The sequence below is a fragment of the Hyphomonas beringensis genome (assembly GCF_000682755.1).
GTDB lineage: Bacteria > Pseudomonadota > Alphaproteobacteria > Caulobacterales > Hyphomonadaceae > Hyphomonas > Hyphomonas beringensis.
Window position 1 is genome coordinate 26093 of the sequence record NZ_AWFF01000029.1, and the last position, 18199, is coordinate 44291.

The following is an 18199-nucleotide window of genomic DNA, read 5'->3' on the forward strand; positions in this document are numbered from 1 at the left end:
GGCAGAACTGGCATAGAGCATGCCTGCTGGACACAAATAGAAATGCCAGCGCATGGCACTGGCCACGCACTGGCAGATGAAGTCTCAAACGCTATGGCTATGCCAAGCTACAGTGACGCTTTTGAGTTACGGCTTCTTGGGCGATGTGCCTGAGACAGCTTTCAGGATCGCGCTGAAATGTGTGTTCGCATCGAACGTCTTGTCGCCCGTGGTCCATCCAAGTCTGACAATCACAACATTCTGCGATGGGAAAATTCCAACGACCTGACCATTATGGCCGAGTGCAAAATAGGCATCTTCTGGAAGGTCCGGCATATAGCTGCCATCTCCGTCCTCTGCCTTGCCATTTAGCCAGAAGCTACCTCCATAAATGCCCTGCGCATTGGCAGGTGCCGGGGTGCGGACAAAGTCTACCCAGTCAGAGGAAAGAATCTCGTGTCCGTCCGCCTTGCCTTGGTTCAGGAACAGCAGACCGAACTGCGCCCAGTCACGGCCCGTCGCATAGACATAGGAACTGCCCACAGGTGTTCCGGCAGTATCCTGCTCAAAGGTAACACTCTTCATGCCGGCCGGTCCAAACAGGCGCTCGCGCAGATAAGCCTGGGTCGCCGCGCTTCCGCCCAGCGTCTCTGTCAGGGCGCGGGCAACAATATTGGTTGAGCCTGAAGAGTATGACCAGAACGTGCCGGGCTCCTCCTCTAACGGTTTGTTGGCAGCAAAAGCTGCCATGTCCGGCTCCAGGAAGAGCATGCGAACACTGTCATTGTTCTGCGTGTATTCCTCCACAAAGCTTAGGCCACTGCTCATCTGCAGCAAATTGCGCAACGTAATCTCTGCGCGCGGGTCGTCCCCTTTCCATTCTGGAACGGGCAGTGGCGCATCCAGCGTCAGAAGGCCGTCCTTCACCACCAGGCCCGCCAGCGCGGACGTAACACTCTTGCTCATGGACCAGCCAAGCAGCGGCATGGAGGCATCAAAGCCCTCTGCATACTGCTCGCCGACAATTTGACCATCCTTGATCACGACAAGCGCGCGGGTCCGCAAATCGCCTTCAGGATCCAGCATGGCCGCGTCGAAGGCGGCCTGAAGCGCCCCGTCAGCAGAGACAATTTCTGGCGCTTCTGAAACATGCTCCGAAGCGGTCTCCAAATCCGCCGGCTCTGCATCAAGCGTGCACCCCGAGACTGGGTCAAAGCTGGCCACTCTAAAATAAGGGCCCACCTGAGCCTTAACCGAATGGTTTGCCTGATCAACGTCATAAGAGATGATCGAAGCTGGCGGCCAGAGGGGCGCAATATCGTTCGTTACGACATCTTCCTGGCTACGACCGGATATGAAGACACCCGAACATAGCACCTTGGCGCCAACCCCAGTCGCAATGGCCGCGCCCTTGGCAATCTCACTCTCAGCGGAACCTGCTTCAGAGTTTGCCTCTTGGGCACCAGCTTGCGTCACAGCCATCATCATACCGGAAAAGAGCAAAAGGGAACGCCATGCAGAACGACATTTCCGTCGTGAAGACACGCTAGATGACTGAAAGTCAGATGTTCGAATCCGCATGAGGTATCCTTTTTAAGCTTTATCGGAGATCAGATTTTATATGGAGAGGCCTGAAGGCGCATCAGAATCTGATGCGCGCTTCTGCCCCCCAACTCATTGGCTCGCCTCTGTATTCGAGAAGCGCCCCCAGGAATTCACGGCCATAGCTGACTACATAGTCTTCATCTGTAAGATTGCGGGAATAGAGCGCAAGCTCCCAACCTTTAGACCCCGCAACACCTATGCGTGCATCCAGCAGCCCGTATCCCGGCACCTTGCCCCAGGAGATGACATCACCGCCAACCGTGCGCGTGGAAAGATTATTCTCTTCCACATAATAATTGGAACGGTAGCTATACTGAGCAGCTGCAAACAGGCTGAGTTCCTGGCTGATCTGGCGATCATAATCCAGACCAATTGTTCCCTGGAACTTGGATGCGCGTGGCAAACGATTGCCAGCCACGTTCACACCTCCAGCTCCCCCACCCGGGAAGTCTGTGAAGGTCGTGTCAAGCAGACCAATACCGCCTTGGATACGCAGGTCGTCATTCACATGGAACATGCCCTCTGCCTCAATACCCCGGCTGCGTACAGAGCCGGCATTACTGATAGCGATGACCGTCTGACCGCCCCCAAGCTCACGATACTGATTAACCTGATAGTCCGTATAATCCGCTGTAAACGCGGAGAGGTTCAGAGTCGCGCGGTTGTTGAAAAATGCGCCTTTCAGGCCAACTTCATAGTTGTCGACCGTCTCTTTGCGGAATTCTACACCGTCCGGGAAGATGGATGCAGAAATGAAGTCCAGATTGTACCCACCGCTTTTGTAACCCGTGGAATAACGGGCGTAGGTATTGACCTCTGGCGTAATTCGGTAGGTCAGGGTCAGCGTTGGCGAGACGTCACGGTCTACACGGTCATCATCGACAGTCCCGGTGGCGATGCCGAAGGCCGGTGCGGCGCTTCCATCAATTGACCAGTCGACGGTCTTCTTCTCCCATGACCAGCGCAGGCCGAGGCTCGCTTCCAGTTTGGGCAGAATGTCATAGGCAACATTGCCATAGATCGCGGCATTTTCGGTTTTCAGTTCACCCCCGCTTAGCGCACCGGTTCCTGGTGCCAGCCCTAGCGCGCCTCCCAGCGCTCCACCCAACGCATCACGCTTCGTATCGCTATCCTGCGAATAGAGATACAGACCAACAAGGTATGTGAAGCGTCCATCATCGGGGGAAATCAGCTGAAGCTCTTCAGACGTCTGCTGATAATTATCCTCATAATTGACATTGAGAAGGTCAAGCGCGGAACGGTCAGCGTCAAAGCTCGTGCTGAATTCCGTTTCCCGATAGGCCGTGATGGACTTCAGGATGTGGTTGCTGGGCAGTTCATAGGAAGCCTCGGCAGAGACACCCCAGATCGTGCGGTCATCATCCTTGATACGACCCGGCGTATAGCTGATGACATTCCTCTCTGGTGCAGCTGTATCAAGCGCAGACCCGAAAGAGTTCGTGAGCGGATCACCATTGTTCGGACGATCATTGGCGAAAAGCGCGTCGGCAGAGAGATACAGTGTGAACGGGCCACCATCATCAATGTTGATCTGGCCGCGCACGCTCTGTGAATCCCGGCTCGGCGTTTCTGCGCCATCGGTGATGTTGCGGATATAGCCGTCGCGCTTGACGCTTGACGCTGCCAAGCTGGCAGAGACCGTTTCCGTGACCGGGCCGGAAACCCGGAACGCGTATTGCTCCTGGCCCAGATTGCCGATGCGCGCGAAGGCTTCGCCGGTGAATGTCTTGCCGGGGCGCTTCGTAATCAGGTTGATGGCGCCGGCATCATTGTTCTTCCCGAACAGCGTACCCTGCGGGCCGCGCAGCACTTCGACGCGCTCAAGACCGAGAAGGTCTTGGTCAAGCGCCGGAGACTGGCCGAGATAAACACCGTCAATGTAAAGACCGGCCCGGCTATCAAAGCCGATATTCCGGCTGCTGGAGCCGACACCACGGATCGTCAGAGTCGCGCCAAGTGCAGATGTGGAAGCAATGTCCACATTGGGCACATAATTGGCAACATCCTGGACGCGCTGAGACGACGTCGCTTCAAGCTGTGCGCTATCGACAGCAGCAATCGAGCTTGGCACGTCGAGCAGATTCTCTTCGCGGCGCTGAGCTACAACGACAATCGCGTCATAGACTTTATCCGCGTCTTTCGGTTCAGCTTCAACGGAGCTGACCTCTGCGTCCTGGGCTGGCGTCGTCTCTTCCAGCGCTTGAGCCTGTGCCGACAAGGGCAGAACCAAAGCACAGCTGCTGAGCAGAACACGGCGTACGGAAAACAATTGCATACAGATAACCTTTCCTCTGGAACACGCGGGTCCATCCGCATTCCTCGGTCAGGAAAATGACACAATAGCAATTACGAAACAATACTGTTTCGTAATCATTCAATCCTCAAGGGATATGTCTTTGAGAACCCCATCCAATATGGCGGAAATGAAGTCCTCACCACATGGCAATTGCAGCAGAAGCGACCGGTGCCATATGGGCCCGAATATCTGGTGAGCCACATAATCAAGATGGATGCCTGGTTTGATTCGTCCCTCATCCTGTGCGCGCTGCAACAGGTCTATCAGCGGCGCGTTCCGCTCCCGGTCCAGCCCTTGGATCAGGTGGCGCAGCTCTTCATCCGTACCGGCAACGGAGAAGGCATGCCGGAAAAGTCCACCGATCCGCTTGTCTGCCAGAAGCTCAGCGCGGTTCCGCATGCCCCGCTCAAGATTCTCCCTCAGGTTGCTGCCTTCGATCACGGGCGGGCTGGATTCCTTCAGGATTCGGGCAACCGTGGACGTAAAAACCGGATTGATGGAATCCCAGCGCCGGTAAAAGGTCGCGCGTGATACCTTGGCCAGCTTGCATACGCGCTCGATTGTCAGAGAGCTTACATCTTCATCTTCAATGATCTTTAGCGCGGCGCTGGTCAGGCGCTCAAGAATCTTGTCGCTTGGCGGCCGGCCGCGCCGGGCTACCCCAGCCTCTGCATCACCTGCTTCGTGCACACTTGATTTTTCGGACATGTCGGCCTCGGCTCACACTCAAGAGGAGACAGCATCCAGGCACACCCTGGATGATACCATATCCATTCAAGTTTATTCCCTACAGTCCAAGACTAGCAGGTATTGCGCTGCAGCCAACACTTCGCTTCGCACTCACCCTAGGTCAGGCTTCGTCGCCCTCGCCTTTCGCAACGGATGCCGCCAGCGCAGCGGAGAGGAACAGGTCGATATCCCCATCCAACACGCCGGACGTGTCAGAGGTTTCCACCTCGGTCCGCAGGTCTTTCACCATTTGATATGGCTGCAGCACATAGGACCGGATCTGGTGGCCAAAGCCGATCGCACTTTTCTCTGCATACTGGGCATCTGCAACAGACCGGCGGTTCTGCAATTCAAGCTCATAAAGCTTTGAGCGCAGCATCTGCCAGGCCTGGTCCCGATTGCGGTGTTGAGACCGGTCGTTCTGACACTGCACCACAATGCCGGTCGGCTCGTGCGTCAGGCGCACGGCAGAGTCGGTCCGGTTGACGTGCTGACCACCCGCGCCTGACGCACGATATGTATCTGTACGCACATCGGATGGGTTGATCTCGATATCAATATTGTCATCGATCACCGGCGTCACACTGACAGATGCGAAGCTGGTATGACGGCGCGCTGAGCTGTCGAAGGGTGAAATCCGCACCAGGCGGTGCACCCCGGTTTCAGACTTCAGCCAGCCATAAGCGTTATCACCCTTGATCTGGAGGGTGGCAGACTTGATGCCGGCTTCTTCCCCCTCACGCTCGTCCATCTCCTCAATCTTCATGTCGTGCGCTTCGGCCCAGCGCGCATACATGCGACGCAGAATGGAGGCCCAGTCCTGGCTCTCCGTGCCACCTTCGCCGGCATTGATCTGGATGAAGCAGTCATTGGCGTCAGCTTCGCCAGAGAGCAGTGCAGCCAACTCGGCCTTTTCGGCCCGAGCACCAGCCTTCTTCAGAGTCGCCTCAATGTCCGAGATCATGCTCTCGTCGCCTTCGGCGAGTTCGAGCAATTCTTCTGCGTCACTGGCTTCCTGTTGCAGAGACTGAACGGTTTCAATGCCTTCGGCCAAACGCTGTCGCTCACGCATCATGCCTTGTGCGGCCTGCGGATCGTCCCAGAAGTCAGGGCGTTCGGAAAGAGCGGTCAGCTCATCCAGGCGTTTTGTGGCAACGTCCCAGTCAAAGACGCCTCCGTAGCAAGTCGGCCGACTGGCGGATCTGGTCGATGAGCGATTTGATTTCTGCGGACATGTGATCAGCCCCTTGTTCTTATGTGTCGGTCCAAAATCTGAGAGGCGGGCTATAGCCTGCCCACCTCACAGCGTCAAAATCGTAATTACGTCAGAAGATACCGTCCAGATTGTCGTCCGCAGGTTTTTCCGCCTGCGGGCCCAGCGGGTTGGGCTCATCGACAATGCCTGCGTCACGCTCAGGGTCAAAGCCGCTGGAAACGCCGCCTGTATTGCCACAGGTGCCAGAGATAGACAGGCAATCGCTGGTATCACGGAAAGCATTCATGCCAGGCTCGGTTCCAGGGCGGAAAGCTTCATCAATGATGACATCCGTGCTCGGTCCCGGCAGATCTCCTGTGCGAGCATCAATCTTCACCAACCGTACGCCGGGGGGAATACGGAACGGAATCGCGGGCTCATTTTCCAGCGCTTTTTCCATAAAGTCCGTAAAGATGGGTGCGGCAACCGAGCCACCCGCTTCGCCTTCGCCCAAAGAATGGTTGTCATCGAAACCAACGCGCACACCAACCACCAGGTCAGGTGAGAAGCCCATGAACACGGCATCGCGATAATCATCCGTCGTACCCGTCTTGCCCGCGAGCGGCTTGCCCACGCGCCGTGCCCGGCGGCCTGTGCCGCGCTCGACAACGCCTTCCAGCATATGGGTCACCTGATACGCGACGATCGGATCCAGAACCTGCTCGCCAATCTCGGCCAGCTGAGGCGGTTCCTGCCCGTCCCATTCCTCGGCCTCACAACCATCGCAGGCACGCTCATCATGGCGGAACAGGGTCCGGCCGTGACGGTCCTGCACACGGTCCAGCAGCGTCGGGGTAATCTTCTTGCCGCCATTGACGAAGCCGGCATAGCCGCGCGCCATGTCAATCAGATAGGCATCGCCTGCGCCCAGAGACATCGCCGGATATGGCGGCAGCTCTTCATAGACGCCCAGGCGCACGGCCAGATTCGACACCGCTTCCATACCGATATCTTGCGCGACGCGAGCCGTCACAAGGTTCAGCGATTTCTCAAGCGCGATCCGCAGGGTCACCATGCCGTAGGTGCGCCCTTCGGTATAGTTGGACGGACGCCAGTAATCATTCGTAGAAACGTCAAAGGCCACAAAGGGAGCGTCCAGCATGCGAGAGGCTGGCGTATAGCCACGCTCAAGCGCCGCCGCATAAACAAAGGGCTTGAAGCTGGACCCCGGCTGGCGCTTGGCCTGTGTCACGCGGTTGTAGCTGGACTTGAAGAAGGAATAACCGCCCTGCATCGCCAGAATACGGCCGGTATGCGGGTCCAGCGCGACCAAGCCGCCATCCACGGCCGGGACCTGGCGCAGAATGGCATTGCCGATCGGAACCAGCTTGATGTCATCCTCATCTGCAGTCTCGGCCAGGTCGCCCTCTTCTTTTGCCGGCTTTTGCGCCTTCTCTGACTTGGACGTGTCGACTTCCTTGCGCTTGAATTCAGCCAGGATGACCTGACCGACCTGCAGGCCAGCCTTCGCGCCTTCCGGCTTGTAGGTGGCCGCCCACTTAACTTCTTCAGCTGGCATCGGAATGGTTTCGCCATCTGTCAGCGTCAGTTCAGCTCCATTCGAGCCAACGCTTGTGACAAGGGCAGCTTCCCAGGTGCCATAGCCGCCGGGCAGCTCAACCGCTTGCAGCTGTTCCAGAACATCACCATCCTTTGGATTCAGCGTCGTAATCGGTCCGCGCCAGCCATGGCGGCGGTCATAGGCGATCAGGCCGTTCTGGAGCGCTTCCTGCGCGGCCAGTTGCAGCCGCGTATCGATGGTAGAGCGAATGGACAGGCCGCCCTGTTGCAGCGTGTCTTCGCCATAACTCTTGATAAGGTCCTTGCGCAATTCCTGCACGAAATAGGTCGCAGCGGCATATTCCGGACCTTTCAAGCGCCGTGTGGTCGATAGCGGCTGGGCCATGGCCTCGTCCGCTTCTTCCTGCGTGATGTAGCCATCTTCCACCATCCGGCCGAGCACATAGTTGCGGCGCGCCAGAAGGCGTTCCGGGCGGCTGTACGGGTTCACGGCGGAAGGCGCTTTGGCCAGTGAGGCCAGAATAGCAGCTTCGGACAGATCCAGTTCCGGAAGCGACTTGTCGAAATAGTTCAGCGCGGCGGAGCCAACCCCATAGGAGCGATAACCGAGATAAATCTCGTTCAGATACAGCTCCAGGATCTGTTCCTTGGTGAACTCTTTCTCCATACGCTGCGCAACGATGGCTTCCTTCGCCTTGCGCTGGAGGTTCTGGTCCCGAGTCAGCAGCATGTTCTTGGCCACCTGCTGGGTAATCGTCGACCCGCCCTGCAGGCCGCCTGAGCCGGTAATCTTGTTCTTGGCAGAATTCACCGCACCACGTGCAATGCCGACATAGTCGAGGCCATGGTGAGTGAAGAAGTTCTTGTCCTCGGCCGCCACAAATGCCTGCACGACATGCGTCGGCATGGATTCATACGGCACGAAGACCCGGTGCTGATCCGCGAATTCCGCAATCAGCGTTCCATCGCCAGCGTGAACGCGCGAGGTAATCGGCGGCTCATACTGTTTCAGCTTTTCCACTGAAGGCACCGACCGGCCAAGGGCAGCAAAGTAGAGCCACAAGGCGATCATGCCTATGACGCCCAGGACAAAGCCCAGAATGATCAGGCGGCGTGCCCAGGTCCAGACCCAGGGCGGACCAGGCAGGAACCGCTTTTCGCCTTCCGGCTCTTCCATATGAGGATTTGAGAAATTCGACATAATCTTCCCGTCAGCTGACGCTTCGCGGAATCGCATTGGTTTCCGGCGATAGTAAGGCGCACCTATGGCCTGTGGAAGGGTTCAGCTGCCTGACAATTGCGTCAGATATCCTGCCGATCAACCGCGCCATCACTTATGGAGACATCCGGCAGTTTACGTTTTTCAGGCGCAGGCTCTGTCAGGCCATCGGCCAGCTTCGCTTCCAGATCAGCACGTTCCTTTGCAGGCGGATGGTTATCCAGCGCGTACTGCCAGGCCTCACGGGCCGCTTCCTTGTCACCCTGGTACCAATAGATATCGCCCAGATGCGTCTCGATTTCCCAATGGCGGTGCGGCTGCAATTCCTGGCGAGACATCTCGATCAGCTTGCGCGCCTCATCAAGGTGCCCCAGTTTGAAATAGGCCCAGCCAAGAGAATCCGTGATGTAGGGGTCGCGGTCCGCCAGTGCGCGGGCACGGTGCAGCACCTTGAAGCCCTCATCCTGCTTGTCGGTATGCATGATCAGGAAATAGCCGAGCGAGTTCAGCGTGTACGGGTCATTCGGGCGGGCCAGCCGCTCTGTCCGCAGGATGGTCAGCGCTTCATTGATCTTGCCGATCTTGCCCAGCGCATCTGCCAGCATCATGCGTCGATCATGCGTATCGTCCAGCTCGCGAGCTTTTTCGGCATGGATTGCCGCCTGTTCCAAATCGCCGAACTGGCCGTTAATCTCAGCCGCCAGCCCATGGGCCGCAGCAAGTTCGGCCGGATTTTCCGCCAGTTCGATGACTTCATCGACCAGTTCAACGGACTGCTCTTCGTCTTCTAACAGCGTTGTCAGCTGTAGCGCGCCGTAGAGGGTCGAGAGGCGATCATCCTCATCTGAAAGGTCGAGTGCCGCATCGATCGCTTTGCGGGCCTCATCCTTGCGGTCCAGCATGATCAGCGCCTGCGCGGCCGAAATCTCCAGCGTCGGCGTCGGCTCTGGCGCACTGAGAGCGGTATGGGCCACGCCTTCATACAGGGCGCTTTGATACATCTCTGCAATGATAGCCGCGCGCAGATCATTGTCACCCGGATAGACGAGCAGTGCGATCTGATCGAAGGACGAACGCTGGTCATCGAAACCGTCAATCCGCCCGCCCATCATGATGGTGCGGATATAGCGCTGCTCCTGCAGGGCACGCGACACATCCGCCAGAGACTGGGTAAAGGCGGAGCGGACATTCAGCGGATCATTGTCCAGATTCTTGCCGGTCTTCAGGCTCTCGATTGCTGCGGCATAGCTGATCGCCTCCTCCGGCTCAGCATCGGCCAACTGCTGGTAAACAGCCTGCGCTTCTTCCACGCGGCCAAGACGCTGCAGCAACAGAGCATGACGCTGGATCACCGTCTTCACATGGCCATAGAGCAGTCCTTTGGGGTCGAACTGGTGCTCAGGCGCCTCAATCTTGCTGGGCGTCAGATACTCATACACCGCAAGCGCCTGTTCCGGGCGGCCCAGGGCTTCCAGCATGGCTGCCAGAGACAGGTCTCCCGTCAGGCCTGGCATGGAAGATGACGCCATGCGATGGCGCTCAATTGCTTCATCCGGCTTGTTTTCCAGGGCCAGCAGCCAGGCGTCCAGATAGGCGTAGAAGCTGGTCTCGCCCTCCTCGCCTGTCGCAACAGACGACGCATCCAGAATGGCGCGGGCCGATTCAGTATCCCCAGCGGCTGCACGGTCAATCGCTAGGAAAGCCGCAAACAGAGGGCTCACATTCCGGTCTTCCTCCGGCAGCGCTTTGATCATCTGTAGGAAGGCCGCCATGTCGCCCGCCTTTACGGCGTCGACGGGCATATCATAGCCATCCGCGCCGACAGGCTTTCCGGCCTCATCAAGCACTGCGGTCGCCAGGGCGGCATCCGATAGCGGGATTGAGAATTCCGCCTGAACGGTCTCCACGGAAGGCCGCGCAGGGGCAGGCTCCGTGGCGCAGGCGCCCAGAGCCAGAGAGATGGACAGGGCGGAAGCGGCGATGAGCAGTCGACGGTGCATGTGAATGAGTCACTCCGGGTTCGGGTTCTACCGTGAGTGAAGCAGTGCCATGCGGCAAGAGCAAGGCATTAGATGGAGAAAGCGCGGCAGGTTTCTGGCCTGCCGCGCTTATCTGAAGTCATTGTAATCTCACAGATTACATATTCGGATATGCCGGGCCGCCGCCGCCTTCCGGCACGGTCCAGTTGATGTTCAGATTCGGATCCTTGATGTCACAGGTCTTGCAGTGGATGCAGTTCTGGGAGTTGATCTGGAACTTCAGCTCACCGCCCTCCTCAATCCACTCATACACGCCTGCCGGGCAGTAGCGCGCGGACGGGCCCGCATAGACATCATGTTCAGAGGCCTTCTGCAGGGCCATGTCCTTCACGACAAGGTGAACCGGCTGGTCTTCCCCGTGATAGGTGTTGGTGAAGGAAACATTGGTCAGCTTGTCGAAGCTGATCACGCCATCGGGCTTTGGATAATCGATCGGCTTGAAGTTTTTCGCCGGCTTCAGGCTCGCCGCGTCGGTCTTGCCGTGCTTCAGCGTGCCGAAGAAGGAGAAACCACCAAACAGGCTGGAAATCCACATCTCCAGACCGCCCATAGGAATGCCGAAGACTGTGCCGAGCTTCGACCAGAGCGGCTTCACATTCCGCACCTGCTTCAGCTCCTTGTAGACGGAAGACTTCTTGTAGGCGTCCTCATAAGCGGTCAGCACGTCGCCCTGACGGCCTTCCTTGATAGCCTCAAATGCCGCTTCAGCCCCCATCATGCCGGTCAGGATGGCATTGTGGCTGCCCTTGATACGCGGCACGTTCACAAAGCCAGCACCACATCCGATCAGCGCGCCGCCTGGGAAGGCCAGCTTCGGAACGGACTGGAAGCCGCCCTCGGTGATCGCCCGCGCGCCATAGGCCACGCGCTTGCCGCCCTTCAGGTGAGGCAGCACGGCATCATGGTGCTTGAAGCGCTGGAATTCCTGATACGGTGAGATGTACGGGTTGGCATAGTTAAGGTGAACCACAAAGCCGACCGAGATGAACGGCTCACCATTGTCGCGGAAGTGGTACAGGAAGCTGCCGCCGCCAGTTGAGTTGTCGAGCGGCCAGCCCATTGTGTGCTGGACATAGCCTTCCTGGAAATTCTCTTCCGGAACAGACCACAGCTCTTTCAGGCCAATGCCGAATTTCTGCGGGTCACGGCCTTCATCCAGATTGAACTTGGAAATCAGCTGCTTGGTGAGAGAGCCCCGCGCGCCTTCAGCGAACAGCACATATTTGCCCAGCAATTCCATGCCTGGCTCATAGTCCGGCTTGTGGGAACCATCGGCCGCAATGCCCATGACGCCAGCCACAATGCCTTTGACTTCGCCATTCTCGCCCAGAACCACATCAGACGCGGCAAAGCCCGGAAAGACCTCCACGCCGAGATTCTCGGCTTCCTGGCCCAGCCAGCGCGCGACATTTGCCAGCGAGCCGGTGAAATTGCCATGGTTCTTCATGAAGCCTGGCATTGGCAGCCAGGAAATGTCGGCCTCGCCGTTCGGTCCAAGGAATTTGAACTTATCAGCCGTCACTTCGGTTTTCAGCGGGCGGTCATCGCGCTCACGCCAGCCAGGCAGCAGCTTGTCCAGACCGACCGGATCCATCACCACGCCGGAAAGAATGTGCGCGCCGATCTCGCCGCCCTTTTCGATCACGACAACCGAAAGATCCTCGCCAGCCTCATTAGCCAGTTGCTTGAAGCGAATTGCTGCCGACAGGCCAGCCGGTCCACCACCGACAATGACCAGATCATATTCCATCGACTCGCGCTCAATAGCGTCATCAGCCATTGGTTTCTCCTCCTTGCGGGTGATAAGGTGCCCGCTCTAAGCCCATTTGTTTAAGCAATTACAGCGTCTATCAGGAAGGTCCAGAGCGTCCATATGCCAGCCCCTGCGTCAATTGATGCATTTAAAGCACTTGCCGAGTGGTGGGATGACATGGGCGTGGAGGTCGATGACGCCTCTGTACAGGCGTATTTGAAGGTCGCTGAGCGTTCTGCACCACCTGCCGCAACCGCTGCGGCAGCACCTGTCCGCCGCCCCCGCCGCAAGAAAATCAATTGGGTCGAAGAGGCAGAAAAGGCCGCGATTGCCTGTGATTCGGTCGAAACGCTCAAAGCCGCCATTGAGAAATTTGACGGCAGCCCCCTGAAACAGGGTGCGGAAAACACCGTCGTCTATGATGGCACACCAGGCGCCAGTCTGATGATTATCGGCGAAGGCCCCGGCGCAGAAGAGGACCGCAAAGGCCTGCCCTTTGTCGGCAAGGCTGGTCAGTTGCTGGACAAGATGCTGGCCGCCATTCACCGCGACCGCACCGAAAATGCCTTCATCACCAATGTGAACTATTGGCGCCCGCCCGGAAACCGCAATCCGGAAGACGAGGAACTGGCTGTCTGCCGTCCCTTTGTGGACAGAATGATCGAACTGGCAAAGCCCACCCTGATTGTGGCGGCGGGCGGTGTTCCGGCCAAATACCTGCTGGACAGCTCAAACGGCATCATGCGTCTGCGCGGCACGGAACATGTCTACACGACAGCAAGCGGCTTCAGCGTTCCCCTGATCCCGATTCTGCATCCCGCCTATCTTTTGCGTCGCCCACAAGACAAATCCCGCGCATGGCGGGATTTGCTGCTTGTTGAAAAGCGATTGAACGAATTGGGCGGCTAAGACCTATTCTTCGAGCGCGCCCTCGGCCTTCTCGTCCACCAGGTCCATCTCTTCCTGTTTGCGTTTCTTGAAGGCGGCGGCCATTTCGCCGAATTCATCATTACCAATGGTTTCCTTGGCAACCGGGAAGATTTCCGTCTCTTCCTCATCAATATGGTGCTCGTAATCATGGCGCAGCGTCTTGAAGCGTGTCAGCCAGCCCGGGGAACTCATCTCCATCTCGTCCAGCTCCTGGATGATGTCGTCCAGCTCCTTGTGCTCTGCAACTGAGTGCCGGCCCTTGGGCTGGCCGTCTTCCGTCTCCATTAGCGGGCTGTAGAAGGTCTCTTCCTCCGCAGCGGCATGCCCCCCGACATCATAGTAGAATTCCTTCCAGAGTTCCTGCCTCTCCGGGGAGTCGCCTTCTGTCTCTGCGAGGCGCGAAAGCAGGTGGCGATGCTTGTCATGATCGGTCTTCAGGGTTTCATAAATCGTAGGCATGTGAGGGAATCCTTCCGTCTGCCTGAATAATGCTTAAAACCGCGACTTGTTCCTCTCCCCTTCGCTTCCTGATAGACCGCCCGCATGCCTGCTCCACTTTCCGTCATCATCCCCACACTGAATGCCGCGGACGAACTGCCGGAGTGCCTCCAATGCCTGATGCCGGGGCTGGAGTTGGGGCTGATCCGTGAGGTGATTGTCGCCGATGGAGGCTCGGAAGATGCCACGGCCCGGATTGCCGGTGACACGGGCGCGACACTGGTGACGGGCGTGAAGGGACGCGGGGCACAACTTGCCGCCGGGGCCGGGGCTGCGCGTGGGGACTGGCTGCTCTTTCTCCACGCCGACACGCAGCTCTCAAGAGAGTGGGCAGAGCGCGTCGGCAATCATATCGACACGCGGCCGGACAAAGCCGCTGCCTTCACCCTGAAATACCGCTCAGATGCCCGCGCGGCCCGCTGGCTGGAAAAGCGCGCCAACCGCCGGGCCCGCTGGCTCGGCCTGCCCTATGGCGATCAGGGCCTGCTGATCTCCCGCCAGCTCTACGAACAGATCGGCGGCTACCCGGAGTCGCCCCTGATGGAAGACGTGATGATTATGCGCGCCATCGGAAAGTCTCGCCTCGTTTTCCTGGATGCAGAGGCCCGCACATCTGCCGCAAAGTATGAGCGTGATGGCTGGCGCAAGCGGGCATGGCGCAACGCCTTCCTGCTGACGCGCTTCATGATGGGCGCCAAGCCGGACACGCTTGCAAAGGCTTATCGCTGATGCGCCGGGCGCGACTTCTGATCTATGCCAAGCCGCCCCGCATGGGCCTTGCCAAGACACGCCTCGCTGCGGGTGTCGGCCTGACCGAAGCGCGCAGGATCGCCCATTTTACCTTGGCCCGCACCATGCGCGCCGCCCTCGCCAGCGGATGCGACACACATCTCTATCTCTCGCCGCGCTCAGCACTGGGGGAGAGCCTGGGTGGCCTGTGGCCCGCACACATTCCCCGTCATGACCAAGGGCCCGGCACACTGACGGAGAAACTCGCCAAAGGCCTCTCCGAAGCGCCCAACGGCCCCGTGCTTTTCATCGGCACGGACGCGCCAGACATTTCGCCTGCCCTGATCCGTCAGGCCGTAAGGGCGCTCGCCCGCAATGACGCAGTGTTTGGTCCGGCAGAGGATGGTGGCTTCTGGTTGTTCGGCCTCAACAAGCGCCCTAGCCTGCCCGCGATCTTCCAGAACGTCCGCTGGTCAGGCCCCCACGCCATGGCAGACCTCCGGGAAAATCTGCCCGCTCACTGGTGCGTGCAAATAATGCAACAGCTTCAGGATATTGATGAGCAAACAGACTGGAAGAACTGGTTTCACTGCTGAACGCTCTGTATTTAATCCATGTTATGGCCATGCCCCGCAAAGACGTGTCCAAACTATCGTCAGGTTAGGAATTTACAGGCACATTATGTATCGATTGATTTATGTCAGCACGGCGTCTGATGCGATTGCGGCTGACGATCTTGAAAATATCATAGCCACCGCTCAGCGTAATAATGCAACGCGAGACATTACCGGTGTCCTTCTCTTCAACGGGCTCAACTTCCTGCAGGTCCTGGAAGGCCCTCGAAAAGAGATCGAACAGCTCTTCATGCACATCAACATGGATAGACGCCACGTCTCCGTGGTGACTGTGCTGCAGGAAGAGATGAAAGAGCGCATCTTCAAGACATGGGCCATGGCTCACCGCGTTTCACCGCAAAGCAAGGCTCCCGGCCGCACCACAGCTGAGAACATGTCAGACATTCTTGAGGGTGAGCTGCCAGAGCATGTGCGGCGTGTGCTCGACAATTTTGAGCAGCTGAAGGGCATCTGATTTCACAGGAAATCCAGACTGCCCAAACATTTGTTCTTGATTTGTTCCATTCCTTGTGGCGAACTCCCGCCCATGAGGACAGGTCAGAAACTCCAGCCCAAAGGCCGCATCACCCTGCTCGATACGCAGCAGGTCAGCGAGCGCTTTCAGCAACGCGGTCGCGGCGCCATCTCCAATCAGACAGGCCGTTTCGAAAAGGAAACGCATGAGGCTTTTGACGATGGCTGGGGCACTATAGAGGAAGACGCCGGGCGGCTGGAAACCCAGCTGATGAAGGATACCGCCCGCACGATCATCACCTTCAACAAGTCACCGGACATCCATTTTGACCGCTCGGTAAACCCGTATCGCGGCTGCGAGCATGGGTGCATCTATTGCTTCGCCCGTCCCTCTCATGCCTGGGGCGGTCTATCACCGGGGCTCGATTTCGAGAGCAAGCTGTTCTTCAAGGACAATGCGGTGGAGCTGTTGAAGCGGGAATTGTCAAAGCCCGGCTACCTGCCCCGCCCTATCGCGCTTGGCATAAATACCGACGCCTACCAGCCCATCGAGCGCGAGCTTGGCCTGACCCGCAGCCTGCTGGAAGTGCTGGCAAAGTATCGCCACCCTGTCAGCCTGTTGACCAAGTCAGCCCTCATCCAGCGGGACATTGACCTGATCGCGCCGATGGCCCACGCGCCGATTGTGCGTGTCGGCATCTCCCTCACCACGCTGGACCGCACGCTTGCCCGCAAGATGGAGCCGCGCGCCGCCACGCCCCAGCGCCGGCTCGACACAATCAAGGCCCTGACGGATGCAGGCATTCCTGTCACCGTGATGACGGCGCCGATCATTCCCGGCCTCAATGATCACGAGATTGAAACCCTGCTGGAGGCCGCCGCCGATCATGGCGCGACCGGTGCTGGCTATGTGCTGCTGCGCCTGCCCTATGAGATCAAGGATCTGTTCCATGAATGGCTGGCCCAGCACGTGCCGGACCGGGCGGCCCGGGTTATCAACCTGCTGCGCGAAATGCGGGGCGGGAAGGATTATGACGCCAAATGGTTCGAGCGCGGCACGGGCCGTGGACCGATGGCGGAATTGATTTCCAAGCGCTTTGCCCGCGCCGCGCAAAAGCTGGGCATGAACCAGAACCGTAAGCCCCTGCGCACAGACATTTTCCGTCCGATGGAAGATGCAGGCGGCCAGCTGCGCCTGGACGTCTAGCGCGCCTCAGCCAAGCGCCGCCAGTTCTTGCGCAGTGAAGACCCGCCCGCGCGACAGAAACCTCCGCTCACGGCCATTATCCAGAGAGAACATGCCACCGCGACCCGGCACGACATCCAGGATCAGCTGCGTGTGTTTCCACGCCTCGAACTGGCTACCGGAAATATAGACCGGCACACCATCAATGTCGCCCAGCTTCACATCGCCCTCGCCAATCCTGAACTCATCCGCTGGATAGCACATCGGGCTGGAGCCATCACAGCACCCGCCCGACTGATGAAAAATGATGTCGGGATGGTCCTGCCGGATCTCCGCAATAAGTCCGCGTGCCGCGTCTGTCGCAATCACACGCTCCGGTATGCCAGGCGAAGTCGAGGACGATCCGTCCATCTATCTGTCCTTCCACCATTTTGCCGAAGACATCATTGATCTCTTCCAGATAAAGGAAATATCCTTTGGCAAATGGTCAATATAATTATTGGTCTGCGATGACATAGTGCTTTTGATACGCGGTACCTTGGGCCTAAGACATATCCAGGCGGACCTGCCGGTGTCCGACGAAACGAAAAACAGTCGGGACATCTTGATGCCGCAGAATTCCGAATCCCGTAGGCGGGATACCGAAATGAGACAACATTTCGCGCGCCTGTCTGTGCCGCAAGGATTTGTATCGCTGATACTCAACTCTGTTGCCGGATATGTCGATGCGGTCGGATATCTTGCCTTGCTGTCCTCGATCCGGATGTTTCCCTCTTTCATGAGCGGCAACCTTACCAAAATCGTGACCAGTGTCGCGAATGGCGACGGTACAACGTCTTTGAAAATTACCGGTGCGGTTCTCGCCTTCTTTGTGGGGAGCGTCATTGGTCGCCTGGTGAATGCGGGCGAACCGCGGCGCGATCCGGCGTCGCTGGCGCTGGTCGCGGGGGTTCTCGGTGCCTCGACAGTCAATCTGGTAATGGGCGGCCACGAATACCTGACGCTGGTGGCTCTGGCCGCGGCAATGGGCATGATCAATCATTCTTTCAGCGGGAATATGGATTTCTATGTTCGCACGTTCCTGAGCGGAATGCTGGTGACGCTCGCGGGAACGGTGGCCGATGTAATCGCTGGGCGCGCGAACTGGCGTGAGATGGTGGTCCCTTTGGCCACATTGCTCAGCGTCCTGAGCGGGGCGTTCGCAGGGGCATTGATGGTCATCCACGCGCCTCTTGCCGTCTCGATCTCCCTTCCGACCGCCGTGATCACAATCGTCGTCATCGCCTTGCTGACCGGGCTGGTCAGGCCCGAAGACGACGAGGCGCTGGAGGACTGATGCCTGCCGGGCACC

15 protein-coding genes are annotated in these 18199 nt (G+C 58.2%); 6 read left to right on the plus strand and 9 right to left on the minus strand.

Translation table 11 applies throughout. The features are described from left to right. Positions 1-126 precede the first annotated feature (126 nt). From HY29_RS05495 to HY29_RS05525, 7 genes are all read right to left on the minus strand, one after another. Complete coding sequence (locus tag HY29_RS05495; protein ID WP_162176676.1) at positions 127-1455, minus strand: serine hydrolase domain-containing protein; 1329 nt, start codon at positions 1453-1455, stop codon at positions 127-129. A gap of 166 nt (positions 1456-1621) precedes the next feature. Then, positions 1622-3880 carry a TonB-dependent receptor gene (locus HY29_RS05500; RefSeq protein ID WP_034793777.1) on the minus strand — a complete coding sequence of 753 codons (2259 nt, stop codon included), beginning with the start codon at positions 3878-3880 and terminating at the stop codon, positions 1622-1624. Between the two features lie 99 nt (positions 3881-3979). Further along, complete coding sequence (locus HY29_RS05505) at positions 3980-4609, minus strand: TetR/AcrR family transcriptional regulator (RefSeq protein WP_034793780.1); 630 nt, start codon at positions 4607-4609, stop codon at positions 3980-3982. Between the two features lie 142 nt (positions 4610-4751). Then, positions 4752-5865 (minus strand): peptide chain release factor 2 gene (prfB, locus tag HY29_RS05510; RefSeq protein WP_155838212.1). Its coding sequence is split into 2 segments (ribosomal slippage): positions 4752-5795 and positions 5797-5865, totalling 1113 coding nucleotides; the frame shifts between segments, so codons are not numbered across the junction. 90 nt (positions 5866-5955) lie between these two features. Further along, entirely contained in the window at positions 5956-8607 is a 2652-nt protein-coding gene (locus tag HY29_RS05515; RefSeq protein WP_155838213.1) for a penicillin-binding protein 1A, read from the minus strand. Positions 8608-8708: 101 nt separating this feature from the next. Beyond that, positions 8709-10625: a tetratricopeptide repeat protein gene (locus HY29_RS05520; RefSeq protein ID WP_034793785.1), complete on the minus strand. Its 1917-nt coding sequence runs from the start codon at positions 10623-10625 to the stop codon at positions 8709-8711. A gap of 136 nt (positions 10626-10761) precedes the next feature. Continuing rightward, positions 10762-12444, minus strand: a complete 1683-nt coding sequence (locus tag HY29_RS05525) for an electron transfer flavoprotein-ubiquinone oxidoreductase (protein ID WP_034793787.1) — start codon at positions 12442-12444, stop codon at positions 10762-10764. A 93-nt stretch (positions 12445-12537) separates the two neighbouring features. Between HY29_RS05525 and HY29_RS05530 the strand changes: the two genes are divergently transcribed. Then, complete coding sequence (locus tag HY29_RS05530) at positions 12538-13326, plus strand: uracil-DNA glycosylase (RefSeq protein ID WP_034793788.1); 789 nt, start codon at positions 12538-12540, stop codon at positions 13324-13326. A 3-nt stretch (positions 13327-13329) separates the two neighbouring features. On the opposite strand, the gene HY29_RS05535 is transcribed toward HY29_RS05530, so the two are convergent. Next, positions 13330-13806 (minus strand): hemerythrin domain-containing protein, encoded by a 477-nt coding sequence (locus tag HY29_RS05535; RefSeq protein WP_034793795.1) that lies wholly within the window; start codon positions 13804-13806, stop codon positions 13330-13332. Positions 13807-13890: 84 nt separating this feature from the next. Here HY29_RS05535 and HY29_RS05540 point away from each other — a divergent pair, with 84 nt between their 5' ends. The 4 genes from HY29_RS05540 (at position 13891) to HY29_RS05555 (ending at position 16869) form a co-directional block, all read left to right on the plus strand. Continuing rightward, complete coding sequence (locus tag HY29_RS05540; RefSeq protein WP_034793797.1) at positions 13891-14574, plus strand: TIGR04283 family arsenosugar biosynthesis glycosyltransferase; 684 nt, start codon at positions 13891-13893, stop codon at positions 14572-14574. Further along, positions 14574-15170: a TIGR04282 family arsenosugar biosynthesis glycosyltransferase gene (locus HY29_RS05545; RefSeq protein WP_034793799.1), complete on the plus strand. Its 597-nt coding sequence runs from the start codon at positions 14574-14576 to the stop codon at positions 15168-15170. The genes HY29_RS05540 and HY29_RS05545 overlap by 1 nt, the downstream gene beginning before the upstream one ends. Before the next feature lie 85 nt (positions 15171-15255). Then, positions 15256-15663 carry a BLUF domain-containing protein gene (locus HY29_RS05550; RefSeq protein WP_051601172.1) on the plus strand — a complete coding sequence of 136 codons (408 nt, stop codon included), beginning with the start codon at positions 15256-15258 and terminating at the stop codon, positions 15661-15663. A gap of 72 nt (positions 15664-15735) precedes the next feature. Further along, the gene (locus HY29_RS05555) at positions 15736-16869 is read left to right on the plus strand and encodes a PA0069 family radical SAM protein (protein ID WP_051601173.1); all 1134 of its coding nucleotides are present in this window, start codon (positions 15736-15738) and stop codon (positions 16867-16869) included. Between the two features lie 6 nt (positions 16870-16875). Here the strand turns inward: HY29_RS05555 and HY29_RS05560 are convergent, their stop codons facing one another. Then, positions 16876-17259 carry a DUF779 domain-containing protein gene (locus tag HY29_RS05560; protein WP_034793801.1) on the minus strand — a complete coding sequence of 128 codons (384 nt, stop codon included), beginning with the start codon at positions 17257-17259 and terminating at the stop codon, positions 16876-16878. 160 nt (positions 17260-17419) lie between these two features. On the opposite strand from HY29_RS05560, the gene HY29_RS05565 reads away from it, so the two are divergent. Further along, complete coding sequence (locus tag HY29_RS05565) at positions 17420-18184, plus strand: YoaK family protein (protein ID WP_155838214.1); 765 nt, start codon at positions 17420-17422, stop codon at positions 18182-18184. Positions 18185-18199: the final 15 nt, after the last annotated feature.